The sequence below is a fragment of the Ligilactobacillus equi DSM 15833 = JCM 10991 genome, from assembly GCF_001435735.1.
Taxonomy (GTDB): domain Bacteria; phylum Bacillota; class Bacilli; order Lactobacillales; family Lactobacillaceae; genus Ligilactobacillus; species Ligilactobacillus equi.
Genome location: NZ_AZFH01000204.1, coordinates 19813 through 35149 on the forward strand (window position 1 = coordinate 19813; position 15337 = coordinate 35149).

Below are 15337 nucleotides of genomic sequence, written 5' to 3' on the forward strand. Positions count from 1 at the left end.
CTCGCCGGAGCCGGTGAGGATTTCTTTTAAAAAATAAGTTATTTAGTTGACAACTAGTATATACAAGTGTAAAATGAATTATGCTATTAACCTAGCATAAGCTTCCTTATAAGCTTGAGCCTTATTAGGCAAATCACATATGTTATTATCTGCGCTAGATCCTCCCTTGATCTAGCGCTTTTTAAGCATCCTTTAAATTGAGGTAATCTTCCAGGTAAAGGGCGAGTCCATCGTGGTCATTGTCGACTTGAGTAATATCATTGGCAATCGATTTGAGTTGTTCTGTCCCATTTTGCATAACCACCCCGTGGCCGACGTAGTCAATCATAGCATAATCATTGTGTTCATCTCCGAAGGCGATGATATCTTGACGCTTGATACCGTAGTGGTGGGCTAAGAACTCAACGCCATGAGCCTTATCAATACCTTTTGGTGAAAGTTCCAAGATGGGGGTGGGTCCACCCCAAACGCCGACATTGATATCTTGACCATAATCTTTTTCTAATTGTTTGACCGTGTCTGGTAATTGCTCTTTGTCAACTAGCATTGTCATAGCAGCGGGGTCCTCTTGTAAGTTCAGATGATTAAGTACTTGATGGGCTTCCAGTTTGGCAGGGAAGAAGTCGTCGATAAAATTATTAGGCTGGTCGGCTAGATTCATGAATTTACCTTCCGCCGCAATAACTTTGAGCCCTAGACGTTTCTTGTCTGCTAGGAGGTTGAAAGCAATTTCTTTAGAAAAGGTCACTTGATATTCTTTATCCCAGGATTGGTGTGGAATATGACCAAGAGCGCCGTTAAAATTAATCAGAGGTGTTTTCAATTCCAAGTAATCATAGATATCTCGGGTCATACGGTAGGGTCGCCCTGTTACAATGGAGACGATATGACCTTGGTCCTGCACCTTTTGCAGAACTGCCTTAGTTTTAGGACTAACTTGGGCTTGCTTATTTAAAGTCGTACCATCAAGATCAATGGCAATTAGTTTAGTTTGCAAGAGATTCATCCTTTCACATAAGTAGTTTTTGCAAATTATAGCACAAATCTCCGATAGGGGTAAAGGGATGCCTAGGAAGTTTGACACTTTGCGTTTTAGTTAAAGGATTGTCAGCTGGCTTGCTAGAGTTTAAGCAATCCGCTAAAATAGAAAAAGTAAGCTAATGAGAAAATGGGTGATAAAATGATTACAATCCAAACTAAAGAAATTATGGGTCTACCATTTTTAGAAGTGGTCAAGCCAGAATTAAAACAAACAGCAGCTCCTTTAGTTGTGTTTTACCATGGTTGGACAGGCTGTAAAGAAGAAGTCTTGGGCCAAGCCTTAGAAATCGCTAAGCATAACATTCGGGTACTTTTACCGGATGCCTTATATCATGGTGATCGACAGGACGGGCAAGTTGAAAGCCACCAATTAGAATTTTGGCAGATTGTGGTTAATTCAGTTAAAGAATTTCCGCAATTAGTGCAAGCCTACCAAGAAGCAGACTTAGTTACACCTAAGCAAATTGGGGTAGCGGGAATGTCGATGGGTGGGATTACTACCAATGCTATCTTCACCCTTTATCCTTGGGTCGATGCTGCCGTTTGCTTAGAGGGTACACCACAGCTGATGAAGTTTGCTCACTATTTAATTGAAAACCTTCCGGGTGATCTAAACTTAGATCCTGCTTATATCGAGGAACAAATTTCGCGTTTGGCAGTTTTAGATTTGTCTCAACAAGCGAAAAAAATTGCTGGTCGGCCCTTACACTTTTGGCATGGTACCGCTGATTCCACAATTCCTTTTGAAGTGACTTGGGATTTTTATCAAGATGTTAAGGCTTTTTCTTATGGTAGAAATGTAACTTTCACGGCTAAACAAGGTGGTGTGCATAAGATTAAGCACGAAACTATGGTTGAAATGGGACAAAAATTTGCGGAGTATTTTGGAAAGTAGGCTGAATGGTGTTTAAGAAAAAATTTTTAATTGTGGTGGCCGCAGCAGTTTTAGCTTTTATCTCGGCATTTGCTTTTTATCAAATTCAAGAAAAAGATGTGGTTATCCGTCTGGATAATCATAATTTGTCCCAGGATGCTTATCGAATGAAATTTAAAGCAGGTACCAGTCTGGCCGAAGTTGTTACTAAAACACGAAAAAGTACTTTGAAGGATGTGCAACTTCACTTTCAAACACAGCAAAAAAATGTTACTTACTTTTATGGAAAAGGTAACTTTGCAACACCACCAATGATTTCAGGAAATTTCTTTTCTCAGGCATCCTTTGTCTCTGACGTGCCAACAGCTGTTGTCGGTAAGAATTTAGAAAAGCAACTCTACAAGCCTCAAGCGCAAGCGTATATTAAAATTAAGGGTAATTATATTCCTGTCATTGGAATTATGGGGTCCAAGTACCACTCAGAATTAGATCAGCAAATCTTTATTGCAGTGGCCCCGGAAAATCTTGTGCAAAAAAAAGCTAATGCCTACCACGTTTTAATTGATGGTAAGAATCGTTTGGAAAAAGCAGATATTAAACGGGCTTTTCATCCTCGAAGTTTCAGACACGTATCTTATGGAACCTTTATTATCGCCAAACGCACCTGGATTAAGGAACATAGTACCCAAGTCCTGATTTTAGTAGGGGTAGTAGTTGGCTACTTAATTTTATTGCTGATTTGGTTCTTTACCAGTCGCAAAAACTTCCAGCAACTACGCTTTCTTAATGATGACCGCCAACGTTTTGTTTTCCAAGAATGGGAATTTTATACTTTATTTATCGGTTTGGGCTTAGTTCTAGGTACTATAGTAGGGATGATGATTTACTCCATGACTTCTTATAGTTGGTTATTGATTTTTAATGGGGGAGGCATGCTAATAGACAGTTTGTTCTTCCTCTGGATTTTAAATGTGAGGGTTAAGAGATGGTAAAGTTACCAAGTGAATATCAAGAAAAATATTTAAAGTTATTAGGTCCGGTTGAAGGTCAAAAATTTTTGGACAGTATTGATGCTAAGGTTCAGAAAGGTTTTCGACTTAATCCCTTGAAGGCTAACTATCAAGAAGTAGCCTATGATTTGTCTAATCCAACCCCCCATGTGCCTACGGGGTATATCGGGTCCGTTTCAGGGCGGTCATTAGAACACCAAACAGGTTATGTCTATAGTCAAGATATTTCCGCTATGTATGTAGCTCAAGTTGCTGATGCTCAACCAGGCGAAAAGGTACTAGATTTATGTGCAGCACCTGGAGGGAAATCCACGCAATTAGCTGAAAATATGGCTAATCAAGGTCTTTTAGTTGCTAATGAAATTAATCGTAAGCGAGCAGCTATTCTGGCAGAAAACTTGGAGCGAGCCGGGGCTTTGAACACTATAGTGTTAAATGAATCGCCTCAAAACCTAGCGTCTGTTTTTCCTGGGTATTTTGATAAAATTGTAGTCGATGCCCCTTGTTCAGGGGAAGGGATGTTTCGCAAAGATCATGACGCTATTAAGTACTGGCATGCTGATTATCCAGCGGAATGTGCGGTCTTGCAGAAGGAAATCTTAACAGAAACTATGCAAATGTTACGACCAGGGGGGACTTTAGTTTACTCAACCTGTACGTTTGCCCCAGAAGAAAATGAGCAAATTGTGGCCTGGCTCTTAGAAAGGTATCCTTATTTAGAACTGGTGCCGATTAAACGTTTTGCAGGGATGGATGCAGGCCGTCCTGATTGGGCTAATGGCAATCCCGACTTAACAAAGACCGTGCGTATGATGTTTCATCATTTTCAAGGTGAAGGCCAATTTGTGGCGAAGTTGGTTGATACGCGGATGCCAGAAGTAGCAGCTAAACCTCAAAAAAAGAAAAAAGCCAAAGGGAAAAGAACTAACCACATCGGGCTTAGTGGCCAACAGTTTGATTTGTGGCAAGATTTTGCTCAAAAATCGGGATTGAAATTGGAAATTTCCAAGTCAGACTTACGTTTGTCAGGTGACTATCTTTACTGGTATCATAAAGACTGGCCTGATATTTCGCGCTTAAAATTTATGCGCCCCGGTATCATGTTAGGAGTCTTTAAGAAGAACCGCTTTGAACCAAGTTATACTTTAGCTTTGGCTTTACAGCCGGAACAAATTGAACGGGTTTTGGAGGTTACCAAAGAAGAGTGGCAAGCCTATGTTGCTGGCAATACCTTGACGCTTACTCAACGGCACCCAGTGGGGTGGTATTTATTAGTTTGCGAAAAGAAACCTTTCGCTTTTGGTAAAGTTGTTGACTTGACAGTCAAAAACTTCTTCCCTAAAGGCTTGCGTTTTATCGGTCTTTTAAATAATCAAGAACTTTAAAGTTGAGCCTTCCTGTTTTTGGCAGGAAGGCTTTTTGTTGTTATAATAGAAGAGAAATTAAAATAAAGGAGGGCGGAAATCATGTTTACCCCAATTGATGTGACCTCAACTTTTACTTTATTGGAAAGCAATCTCAAAATCAGTGACTATGTGGCCCGGGGCAAAGAGCTAGGTTATCGTTCTTTGGCTTTAAGTGATGAAGATAATCTTTACGGTGCTTTGACTTTTTACCAGGCCTGTCAAGCGGCCGGGATTAGACCTATTTTAGGTTTAAAATTAAATCTAAACTTTGTAGGTTCTAAGGAAAACGTACTTTTTATTGCCCTAAACCAGGCTGGTTATCAAAATTTATTACAACTTTCATCTTTGAAGTTAACCCAAACTGATCGACGAGAAGCCTTAACTTGGCGAGAATTAGCGCCTTATCTGGCAGATTTAGCCGTGATTATGCCTGATGAAGCTAGTCCGGTTGCCAATCGCATGAATAATGGTCATTCAGAGACTGTTGGGACCTATTTAAATGAAGTATATCAATATACCACTGAACTTTACGTGTCAGTTAGTCCCCAAATGTCTTTGATTTACCGAGAGACCTTATTAGCAGAAGTTGCAAAAACTAGCGTCAAATTAATTGCCGGTGCTCCGGTACATTATTTAACAGCTCAAGATGCCTTTCATGTTAAGGTTTTACGTGCTATTAAAGACGGAAGTAAATTAAGTGCTGAAGATTTAGAAAAGAAAGAACCCGGAAAAAATTGGTTACGCCCGGTTACTGAGTACGCAGGGGCCTTTAAACAAAATGGTCTCAGTCAAGCCTTTGAAAATAACCAAAGTTTGGTAGCCAAAGTTGACCTACATTTGGAATTTCCGGCCATGCGCTTACCGGTCTATCCTACCCCGCAAGGTCAAGCGGCTAAAGATTACCTAACAGAACTTTGTTATCAAGGCCTTGAAGTACGTTTGGAAGCGGAAGCTTGGAAGCAGCATCGTCGTGCCGATTATACTGCACGTTTACAACATGAATTAGCAGTTATTAATCGCATGGGCTTTGCGGATTATTTCTTAATTGTTTGGGACATCACCAATTTTGCTCACCAACAAGACATCTTACTTGGCCCGGGTCGGGGGTCAGCGGCCGGCTCATTAGTGGCTTATGTTTTAAAAATCACTGATGTTGATCCCTTACAATACGGACTTTTATTTGAACGTTTCTTAAATGAAGAGCGTGCCCAAATGCCTGATATTGACTTGGACTTACCTGATAATCGTCGTGACCAGGTGATTGCTTATGTACATGATAAATATGGTCATCAACATGTAGCACAAATTATTACCTTTGGTTCATTGGGAGCCAAGCAAGTTATCCGTGATGTTGGACGTGTGATGGGTTTTTCTATGACTGAAACAGACCGCATTAGTAAGTTGCTTACGACAAATCAAAAGCTTAGCGAGGCTTTTCAAGAAAAAGTGGCTCTATCTAATTTGATTCAAAGCAGTCAAAAACTCAAATTGCTATGGCAGACAGCTTTGGCGTTGGAAGGCTTACCGCGACACTTTTCTACTCACGCTGCCGGGATTGTTTTGAGTGATGAGGATTTAACTCAAATTGTGCCGGTCCAATTAGGTAATGACGGCATCTTACTGAGTCAATATGCCAAAGGGGATGTTGAAGCTGTTGGTCTTTTGAAAATTGATCTTTTGGGTTTGACCAATTTGAGTCTATTAGCCAATGCCTTACGCCTGGTTGAATACGGTTATAAAGTTAAATTAAGTCAGATTCCTTTGGATGATTCTGAAACCCTTGCTTTATTCGCCCGCGGTCAAACAACCGGGATCTTCCAATTTGATTCTCGAGGGATTCGTGGAGCCTTGCGTCAAGTTGCGCCAAGCAGTTTTGAAGATGTGGTTGCGGTCAATGCCCTCTACCGGCCGGGACCTATGCAAAATATTCCGGAGTTCGTGCAAAGAAAGCAGGGCCAAAAGCAAGCAGAAAAATTACCGCCAGTTTTGGGGCCGATTTTAAATCCCACTTATGGCATCATGGTTTATCAAGAACAAGTTATGCAGGTTGCTACAACTATGGGGGGCTTGACTCTTGGACAGGCCGATAACTTGCGGCGGGCTATGTCTAAAAAAGACCACGTTGCTATCACTAATTTACAGAATCTTTTTATACAGGGAGCCCTTAGGCAAGGTTATAGTCAAGAAATTGCTCAGCAAACCGCTGATTTTATTGCTCGCTTTGGAAATTATGGTTTCAATCGTTCACATGCTGTTGCTTACTCCAAGATGGCTTTTGAACTTGCTTATATTAAAGTTCATTATCCGGCAGCTTTCTTTGCGGCACTCTTAAATAAGGTGGCTGGTGATAGTCAAAAAACAGCGGCCTTCATCCAAGAAGCTAAGGAAAGACAGATTAAAATTCACCTACCAGCGCTCAATCACAGCGCTTATAGTCATATTTTATTGGGGCAAACTATTTATTATGGGCTTGGTAATATCAAAGGAGTCCGACGGGATTTAGTTACGGAAATTTTACAGGAAAGGAAAAGGGCTGGTAATTTTCAAAGTATTGCAGATTTTACCCAAAGAATTAGTGATAAGTGGGTAAAAAAAGAAATGATTTTACCATTAATTTACGCTGGAGTCTTTGATGATTTTGAAAATGACCGTAATAAGGTTTTGCAAAAAATTGAAACCTTATTGGAAAAGCAGAAGTTTTCTGGACAAAATGAGCTTCTAGCTAAATTACTAACACCAAAAAAAAGCCTTAAACTCGCAGATACAGACCGGCTAGAAGCCGATGAATTATTATTGAAAGAAGCCGAAGTTTTGGGGGCCTACATTTCTCACCATCCGCTCGATAAGTATCGTCAGTTAGCTATAGTAGAACATACTGTTCCACTGATTAAGTTACAAGCCAATCAGCCAGCTAAGGTTCTAGTTTATCTGCAAGGAATACGTGAAATTACTGATAAAAACCATCGTAAGATGGCTTTTCTAACGGTAGCTGATCAAAACTTGCAATTAGAAGCGATTATTTTTGCTAGGGAATATGAACTTTTCAGTCATGAAATTAATAATGAAAATGGTAAAGTTTGGTTAATGGAAGTTAAACCCCAATGGCGTAATGATCAAATGAATTTGATTGTTAATAAAATGTATCCCGCCCGAAAACTAGAAACTCAATGTTGGTATTTACGTTTTGATGAACATGTGGATCGGGCTTTGAAAACCAAAGTACTAGCGATTTTGCAACACTATAAGGGGCAAACACCGGTAGTGGTTTACGATTTAGCCAAAGGTAGCAAGACCTTACTAGGCCGGCAATATTGGTTGCGCAAAGATACTAAGATTAAAGAAGAACTTACCTTTTTACTGGGTGATGAAAATGTGGTTTTAAAATAGATGAAAATTTTTGAAAATACCATTAGAAAATCCTCTTTTTACAAGACATTTTTATACAAAAGTGGTAATATAATTGGTGGAGGATGTAGTTACTACTGAATTTAAACTTGAGGTGAAGAAATGAAACGCATTGGTATTTTAACTAGTGGTGGCGATTCCCAAGGTATGAACGCAGCCGTTCGTGCAATCGCACGTTCAGCAATGCATGCTGGTCTTGAAGCCTACGGGATTAACCTAGGTTACAAAGGCCTTGTTGAAGGTAACGTCTTCAAGATGGACTCTTTGGCAGACCTCGACGGTATTATTAATCGTGGGGGGACAATTCTTCGCTCTGCACGTTTCCCAGAATTTGCAGAAGAAGAAACACAACTCAAGGCGATTGAAATGCTTAAGAAATTAGGCATTGATGCTTTAGTTGTGATTGGTGGCGATGGTTCATACCACGGTGCCATGAAGTTAACTAAGCACGGCTTTAACTCAATTGGGGTTCCCGGTACTATTGATAACGATATTCCAGGAACTGATTTTACAATTGGTTTTGATACAGCTGTGAACGTAGCAACTGATGCCTTAGACCGAATCAACGATACTGCTCGTTCTCACCAACGTATCTTCGTGGTGGAAGTAATGGGCCGTGGCGCTGGTGACATCGCATTATGGTCAGGGATTGCGGCAGACGCAGATGCCATTGTTATTCCTGAACGTGAATATGATATCAAGGCAATTGCTAACAAGTTAACTGAAAACCGCAAAAATGGTAAGGACAACGGTTTAATTGTTGTGGCTGAAGGAGTTATGTCTGCTGAAGAATTCAAAGCAGAACTTGATAAGTACGGTGACTTTGATTCCCGTGCTGTAACTTTGGCTCACGTACAACGTGGTGGGGTTCCTACTGCTAAAGACCGTGTCATTGCTAGTCAATTAGGTGATTACGCAGTGCAACTTCTCTTAGAAGGTAAGGGTGGTATGGCGGTTGGTATCCGCGATGGCAAACCTGAAGCACATGACATCATCGATACTTTGGAAAATCACAAACACAAGACAGACGTTTCGCTTGCAGATTTAAACGACCGTCTTCGTTTCTAATCCACTTGCTAAAAGCGTAGAACTTATCACAAAAACTCTAAAGGAGAGATTTTACTCATGAAAAAAACCAAGATCGTAAGTACACTTGGACCAGCCAGTTCAGATTTAGATACAATTGTTAACTTAATCGAAGCCGGCGCAAACGTATTCCGTTTCAACTTCTCACACGGGGACCACGAAGAACACATGGGCCGTATCAACCTCGTGCGTGAAGCCGAAAAGAAGACTGGCAAGGTTGTTGGTATTATGCTTGATACAAAGGGTGCGGAAATCCGTACTACTGTACAAGACACTGAAACTGGTAAATTACACTTTGCTATCGGTGATGTAGTTCGTATCTCAATGGACGAATCATTGAAAGGTAGCCAAGAAAAGATTGCAGTTACTTACCCAGGCTTATATGATGATGTTCATGTTGGTGGTCACGTTTTATTTGATGATGGCTTGATTGACATGGAAATCACTGAAAAGGATGAAGCTAACCGCGAACTTGTATGTAAAGTCTTAAACGAAGGTACTTTGGGTTCACGTAAGGGTGTTAACGCTCCTGGTGTTTCTATTAACTTACCTGGTATTACTGAAAAAGATGCTGATGATATTCGTTTTGGTTTAGACAACCAAATTAACTTTATTGCTGCTTCATTTGTACGTAAGCCACAAGATGTTTTAGATATTCGTGAATTATTAGAAGAAAAGAACATGAACCATGTTCAAATTTTCCCTAAGATTGAATCACAAGAAGGTATTGATAACTTTGATGAAATTATCAAAGTTTCTGATGGTTTGATGATCGCTCGTGGTGATATGGGGGTTGAAATTCCAGCAGAAAACGTACCAATGGTACAAAAGAGCTTAATCAAGAAGTGTAACGCTCTTGGTAAGCCAGTGATTACTGCTACACAAATGCTTGACTCAATGCAAGAAAACCCACGTCCTACACGTGCCGAAGCTTCTGACGTTGCTAACGCCGTATTCGATGGTACAGATGCTACTATGTTATCTGGTGAATCAGCAAACGGTGACTACCCAGTAGAAGCTGTTGCTACTATGGCTCGTATTGACGTCAAGGCAGAAAATGCTTTACGTGCACACCGTAACTTTGATTTAAACCAATTCGACAAGACTGATGTGACTGAAGCTATCGGTCGTGCCGTTGCTGAAGCAGCAAACAACTTGAATATTAAGGTTATTGTGGCTGCAACTAAGTCTGGTCACACTGCACGAATGATTTCCAAGTACCGTCCAGATGCTGACATCTTGGCAGTTACTTTCGATGACAAGACTCGTCGTGGTTTAACTATTAACTGGGGTGTACAACCTGTTTTAGCTGAAGCTCCTGCTTCAACTGATGAAATGTTTGCGGTAGCAACTGAAGAAGCTAAGAAGTCTGGCCTTGCTAAGGAAGGTGACTTAATCTTAATCACAGCTGGTGTACCAGTTGGTGAAGAAGGTACTACTAACATCATGAAAATTCAATTAATTGGTTCAAAATTAGTTGAAGGCCAAGGTGTTGGTGACGAAACTGTTGTAGGTAAGGCAGTTATCGCTAACTCAGCAGCAGAAGCAAATGAAAAAGCTGTTGAAGGTGGTATCTTAGTTGTTAAGTCAACTGACAAGGATTACCTTCCAGCTATTGAAAAATCAGCTGCTTTAATCGTTGAAAACGGTGGCTTAACTTCACACGCAGCTGTTGTTGGTATCTCAATGGGTATTCCTGTTGTAGTTGGTGCTGCTGATGCAACTTCATTGGTTGCTGATGGTGAAGTCGTAACTGTTGACTCACGTCGCGGTATCGTTTACCACGGTGTTTCAAACGCCCTTTAAGATTAAGCAATATCAACGTTTCTAGCGCTTTATAACACGCTAAGCTAGAGGATGCAGTAGTAGCCTTTTGAGATTTCTGCACACCTCACACAAAGCTATATAACGAATTTCAGGACTGTTTAGTATAAATTATATGCTAAATGGTCTTTTTGTTGTTCTTTACGAATCGCTGTATTTAACAATTTTTAATCAATCTAAGAATTCGAATTTGGTTTGAAGTGCAACAAAAAAGTTAGACAAAAACATAATATATTTTAAGTAGCTAAAGCATGAGTTCGGAAATCAACTGGACTCATGTTTTTTGTTTTGTTCGAAATTCGGTCGTTATTATACCAATTGATATACTTTCTGAAGAGACATGTGAACTCAGCTATGTCCTTACAGCTCCTGATTTTAGGTAGCGATTCGATTTTGAGAAGGTGGGAAAAACTCTCCATAGGGGCATTATCTAAATAATTTCCCTTGCGGGACATATTTTGGATTAAACCCAATGAATCAATCTTTTCACGATAGTAGTCCAATTGATAGTGCCAACCTTGGTCAGAGTGAATAATGGGATTAACACCTTCAGGAAGTTTGTCTTCAAGTTGTTTTAACGTGTCCGAAATCAGCAGTTTATTTGGACTTTGGCTAATAGAAGCAGCTAAAACCTCTTTAGTAGCCTGGTCCAAGATGATTGACATATAGGCCCAAGTAGAATTGCCTAAACGTATCTGTGAAACGCCAGTATGAAGGACGGTGTAGGGAATAGTGGTATCAAATGTTTGATTCAGTAGATTTTGAGCCACTTTACCAATTGTACCTTTATAAGAAGAATAGTGGTCATTCTTACGGCGATTATACATCGCCGGTTGGACGCCTAATTCGCTCATTAAGCGACGTAAGGTCGCTTCAGCCATATGGTAACCCGCCTCTTGGAGGAGTGGCAGTATACGGCGGTAGCCGTATGTGTAATTTCCCATCCACTTGCCTTTTTCCGCTATTTCCTTGATTATTAGCTTGATGTCTGCGTACTTATCAATTTTGTTGGCAATGCGTTTACGTTCATCGTAGTAAGTTGCGCGCTTTAAGTCAACCATTCTCAGAAGCTCACCAATCCCATATCGTTTATTTTTGGGCAAGCTCTTCTGATCCACAATTACCGTCTTATCTTTGGCTTTGAGGGTCCGAACAGGGTCAGTGATTTTTTTAAGATATCACGCTCCATCTTAACTTGACGGAGTTCTTGTTTTGACGCCTCCATTTCGTCGCTTTCCTTCTTTAACATTTTACGGGTATTCTTCTTACTTGTCTTTGACACCTTACTTGGCCTACCTTTCTTCTTCGGTTTCAAGGCCTCCAGTCCGCCCTCCTTAAATAACTTGAACCATATAGATACCTGGGAACACAAGAGATTATGGGTAGACGCAACAAATAGAGATCTGAATGCAACATATAATATCAGAGATTGGTCTTTGGATGTAAAAAAACACGCTGTATTGAAACAGCGTGCTAAATATCCGTTTTTAGATGAGAACAATCTTGTAGAAATTATCTAGAATAACTTTTTGGTACAGACCCACCTTCCAACCTTAATTGGTATGGTGACATGTTAGCAGCGGTACTGTCTGGGTTTGCTTAGTTGAAATAGTATTAGGATAAAGACACCCTAATATGTTACTGGAGAAGTCGGAATCTCGTAAGAGGTTCTAGAAACTTAGTATCTTTGATGTCGAGTAGGTCACTTAGTGTCTGAATAGCTTTTTTTGTGCTATAATGACAGAAAAAATGAAGGATGATTTGATGGATAAAGCAGCAATTCAAACAGCAATATTAAAAGGGACGCATTTTCGACGGGCTATTCGTGAATATCGGGCACAAGCTGTAAGCGAAGCTGATTTGAACTATATTTTGGAAGTAGGGCGCATGAGTCCTTCTTCGATTGGACTTTTAGATTGGCGCGTCCTGGTCTTTGAAAATGATGCCAAGTGGGATCAAGTGCGGCAACATGCCTGGGGTGCACAAAAGTCAATTGAGCATGCGGCTGACAAATTTATTGTCTTTGTGGCGCAAAAAGAAGTGCGTTATGACCAGCCTGCTATTCAAGAACTCTTTACTTCCCGAGGCTTCAATCAAGCTCAAATGGATAAGGCAACGGCACGCTATCGTAGTTTTCAATTGAATGATATGGAAATTCCTTATGATGATGCGCGTGGTTTCTTTGACTGGGCGGCCAAGCAAACCTATATCGCCATGGGGATGATGATGTCAGCGGCTTCTGCGATTGGGATTGATTCATGTGCGATTGAAGGCTTTAATCGAGCTGAAGTTAACCAAGTTTTAGTAGAACAAGGCTTGATTGATAGCGCCAAGGAAAGTGCTTGTCTGATGATGTCTTTAGGCTACCGCTTAAATGATCCCAAGCGTCCGCAAGAAAAATTAAGTATGGATGATTTTGTTAAATTTGTAAAATAGATAAAAAATACAGCCCGAGAAGAGCTGTATTTTTTACTGATGTTCAATAGCCGCCAAATAATCATCATCAAGCCAAGCTGGCAGGTTATCGTCATTAACTGCCACCACGGTGGTACCGTCTTCTTGGAGGAGAGGAATGTCACCTTGGACGGCCCAGCTGGCAATGGTTTGAGGTGAGTATTTAAATTCTTTAGCAGCGGCGGCCACAGTGACAACTTTTCTTTGGTTAAAAAGGTTACTGAGTTTATTGATATTAGCTAGTCGCCGGTCTAGATTAACTTGGGCTTGATTGGCATCGGTGACTGGGACAACGGGACGTCCGTGGAGGTCTAAGAGGGGGATATCGCCATCCTTTGCCCATTTAGCAACTGTTTGGTAAGTGTAGTGAAAATAAGCTGCTGCTTGGGAGATGGATTGGTAACGCTCCTCGTTGAATCCCTGACGGAGGAGCATAATTCTTTGTTGGCGTTTTTCATTACTAGCTAGTGCCATATCGCTAAGAGCCATAAAATCACTTCCCGAATTGTAATCGTCAAATTTGCTTTTAATTATATCGCATTTATCATGCACAAGAAAAGATAAAATTAAATTTTCTTAAAATGAGACAAGACGTTGGCTATGAAAAAGCTTATAATAAAAAGGGTAAACTGAAATGATTGGTGGAAAGAAAAATGTCTGAGATTAAATTAATTGCTTCCGATATGGATATGACCTTCTTAAAAGCAGATGGTACCTATAATCACGAACGATTCACAAAACTTTTGGATCGGCTAGAACAAGAGGGCATTCATTTTGCAGTGGCCAGTGGACGCTCGTTGTGGATGGTAGAAGATATCTTTGGGGATTTAAGTTCACGTTTGGATTATGTGGTAGAAAATGGTGCTTATGTCCTTGCCCAAGGGAAAGTTGTGGCAGACCCTAAGTTGAACGCTCAAGAAATTGCCGATTTTGAAGCTTTCTTTGTAGATAAGCCGGAAGCTTTCTTATTGGCAGCAGGAGCTAAAGGCCTTTACTATCGCGGTAAAATTGCTAATTATCCTAGCTTAGAAACAATGCCTACTAAGTTGGTTGAATTATTTAAAAAAGGACAAAGTTTAGCAGACTTTAGTCAAATTCCAATTGATGAAGAAATTTTTAAAATGACGGCAATTGTGCCGGTGACATCCGTAGAGGCGATTTCAGCGGAATACAATAATCAGAGGACTTTGACATTAAAGGCGACGCCGAGTGGTTATGGTGCCATTGACTTTATCAAGGAGGGCTATCATAAAGCTTGGGGGTTAGAACAGTTGTTAAAGCACTATGGTTTAAGTCAAGACCAGCTTATGGTTTTTGGTGATGATGTCAACGACCTGGAAATGATGCGTTTCGCTGGTCAAGCTTATGCCATGAAAAATGCCAAGTCAGCAGTTAAAGCTGTTGCTAATCAGGTAATTGCTAGTAATGAAGCAGAAGGAGTATTGGCTACAATTGAAGCATATCTAGATAAAATATAAGAAGAATTTGAGGTGAATGCTGTGAGCTTTAAAAATTTCTTAAGTGTGGGAGGTTTCGCCTTTTTTGGCGGAATGGCGCGGTATGGCTTACATCAATATTTTGATCAAGGTGGGACCTTGGTAGCTAATCTCTTGGGATGTTTTCTATTAGCTCTTTTTACTTATGCAGTAATCGAAGCTGGTCACCTACGTCCTTGGCTAAATGTAGGCTTAGGAACCGGATTTGTCGGAGCCTTTACGACTTTTTCAACTTTTAGTAGTGAATTGGTAAAAATGTTACTAACCAGTCAGAAGCTAAGTGCAGTGTGCTATTTAAGTATGAATGCAGGTTTGGGTTTTTTAGCGGTTATGCTAGCGTATTTTTTAGTAAAGAAGGTTATGTAAGTGGATTATTTTTGGGTGGGACTAGGTGCAGGTCTGGGGGCGATGTTACGCTATAGTTTAACTCTTGGAATTAAAGCAAAGTGGCCGGGAACTTTTCCATGGGCGACGCTTGTAGTTAATTTAAGTGGGGCTTTGATTTTAGGTTTCTTACTTGGTTGGCAAGTTAATCAGCTGGTGAGTCTCTTTTTAGGAACAGGACTTTTAGGTGGTTATACTACTTTTTCAACGTTTAATACAGAACTTTGGACGTTGTTTCATAGTCGTTATTACTGGCTATTTGTTTGTTACGCCTTAATTTCCTATGGTGGTGGCATCTTATTAGCATATGTTGGCTTGCTTTTAGGACAAAAAATATAAAAAGGCGGTGCGATGCGC

General features: G+C 40.4%; 13 protein-coding genes. 10 read left to right on the forward strand and 3 right to left on the reverse strand.

Annotated features, from left to right (window positions below; all coding sequences use genetic code 11):
• Positions 1-181: 181 nt before the first annotated feature.
• Positions 182-997 (reverse strand): Cof-type HAD-IIB family hydrolase, encoded by an 816-nt coding sequence (locus tag FC36_RS11220; RefSeq protein WP_025020862.1) that lies wholly within the window; start codon positions 995-997, stop codon positions 182-184.
• A 183-nt stretch (positions 998-1180) separates the two neighbouring features.
• On the opposite strand from FC36_RS11220, the gene FC36_RS11225 reads away from it, so the two are divergent.
• From FC36_RS11225 to pyk, 6 genes are all read left to right on the forward strand, one after another.
• On the forward strand, positions 1181-1936 hold the full coding sequence (locus FC36_RS11225; protein ID WP_025020861.1) for a dienelactone hydrolase family protein: 756 nt from the start codon (positions 1181-1183) through the stop codon (positions 1934-1936).
• A 5-nt stretch (positions 1937-1941) separates the two neighbouring features.
• Complete coding sequence (locus FC36_RS11230; protein ID WP_023859379.1) at positions 1942-2907, forward strand: hypothetical protein; 966 nt, start codon at positions 1942-1944, stop codon at positions 2905-2907.
• Complete coding sequence (locus tag FC36_RS11235) at positions 2901-4310, forward strand: RsmB/NOP family class I SAM-dependent RNA methyltransferase (protein WP_025020860.1); 1410 nt, start codon at positions 2901-2903, stop codon at positions 4308-4310. Before FC36_RS11230 ends, FC36_RS11235 begins: the two co-directional genes overlap by 7 nt.
• Positions 4311-4391: 81 nt before the next feature.
• Positions 4392-7718, forward strand: a complete 3327-nt coding sequence (locus tag FC36_RS11240; RefSeq protein ID WP_056986983.1) for a DNA polymerase III subunit alpha — start codon at positions 4392-4394, stop codon at positions 7716-7718.
• Positions 7719-7838: 120 nt separating this feature from the next.
• Positions 7839-8804, forward strand: coding sequence for a 6-phosphofructokinase (gene pfkA / locus FC36_RS11245; RefSeq protein WP_023859376.1), 966 nt, complete (start codon positions 7839-7841; stop codon positions 8802-8804).
• A gap of 57 nt (positions 8805-8861) precedes the next feature.
• Positions 8862-10628, forward strand: a complete 1767-nt coding sequence (pyk, locus tag FC36_RS11250; protein ID WP_023859375.1) for a pyruvate kinase — start codon at positions 8862-8864, stop codon at positions 10626-10628.
• 254 nt (positions 10629-10882) lie between these two features.
• Here the strand turns inward: pyk and FC36_RS11255 are convergent, their stop codons facing one another.
• A complete protein-coding gene (locus tag FC36_RS11255) occupies positions 10883-11764 on the reverse strand; it encodes an IS3 family transposase (protein WP_162257674.1) in 882 nt (293 codons plus the stop codon).
• Between the two features lie 646 nt (positions 11765-12410).
• Between FC36_RS11255 and FC36_RS11265 the strand changes: the two genes are divergently transcribed.
• Positions 12411-13082 (forward strand): nitroreductase family protein, encoded by a 672-nt coding sequence (locus tag FC36_RS11265; RefSeq protein WP_025021548.1) that lies wholly within the window; start codon positions 12411-12413, stop codon positions 13080-13082.
• Positions 13083-13115: 33 nt separating this feature from the next.
• On the opposite strand, the gene FC36_RS11270 is transcribed toward FC36_RS11265, so the two are convergent.
• On the reverse strand, positions 13116-13589 hold the full coding sequence (locus FC36_RS11270) for a helix-turn-helix domain-containing protein (protein WP_023859474.1): 474 nt from the start codon (positions 13587-13589) through the stop codon (positions 13116-13118).
• 164 nt (positions 13590-13753) lie between these two features.
• On the opposite strand from FC36_RS11270, the gene FC36_RS11275 reads away from it, so the two are divergent.
• The 3 genes from FC36_RS11275 to crcB are packed head-to-tail and all read left to right on the forward strand — an operon-like array spanning position 13754 to position 15319.
• Positions 13754-14578: a Cof-type HAD-IIB family hydrolase gene (locus FC36_RS11275; RefSeq protein ID WP_023859475.1), complete on the forward strand. Its 825-nt coding sequence runs from the start codon at positions 13754-13756 to the stop codon at positions 14576-14578.
• A 21-nt stretch (positions 14579-14599) separates the two neighbouring features.
• Positions 14600-14962 carry a fluoride efflux transporter FluC gene (locus tag FC36_RS11280; protein WP_225349971.1) on the forward strand — a complete coding sequence of 121 codons (363 nt, stop codon included), beginning with the start codon at positions 14600-14602 and terminating at the stop codon, positions 14960-14962.
• Positions 14963-15319: a fluoride efflux transporter CrcB gene (gene crcB / locus FC36_RS11285; protein WP_056986985.1), complete on the forward strand. Its 357-nt coding sequence runs from the start codon at positions 14963-14965 to the stop codon at positions 15317-15319. It abuts the gene before it with no gap.
• Positions 15320-15337: the final 18 nt, after the last annotated feature.

Coding starts and splice junctions, on each gene's coding strand:
- FC36_RS11225 (WP_025020861.1), top strand. CDS start 1,181: ATGATTACAATCCAAACTAAAGAAATTATGGGTCTACCATTTTTAGAA.
- FC36_RS11230 (WP_023859379.1), top strand. CDS start 1,942: ATGGTGTTTAAGAAAAAATTTTTAATTGTGGTGGCCGCAGCAGTTTTA.
- FC36_RS11235 (WP_025020860.1), top strand. CDS start 2,901: ATGGTAAAGTTACCAAGTGAATATCAAGAAAAATATTTAAAGTTATTA.
- FC36_RS11240 (WP_056986983.1), top strand. CDS start 4,392: ATGTTTACCCCAATTGATGTGACCTCAACTTTTACTTTATTGGAAAGC.
- pfkA (WP_023859376.1), top strand. CDS start 7,839: ATGAAACGCATTGGTATTTTAACTAGTGGTGGCGATTCCCAAGGTATG.
- pyk (WP_023859375.1), top strand. CDS start 8,862: ATGAAAAAAACCAAGATCGTAAGTACACTTGGACCAGCCAGTTCAGAT.
- FC36_RS11265 (WP_025021548.1), top strand. CDS start 12,411: ATGGATAAAGCAGCAATTCAAACAGCAATATTAAAAGGGACGCATTTT.
- FC36_RS11270 (WP_023859474.1), bottom strand. CDS start 13,589: ATGGCTCTTAGCGATATGGCACTAGCTAGTAATGAAAAACGCCAACAA.
- FC36_RS11275 (WP_023859475.1), top strand. CDS start 13,754: ATGTCTGAGATTAAATTAATTGCTTCCGATATGGATATGACCTTCTTA.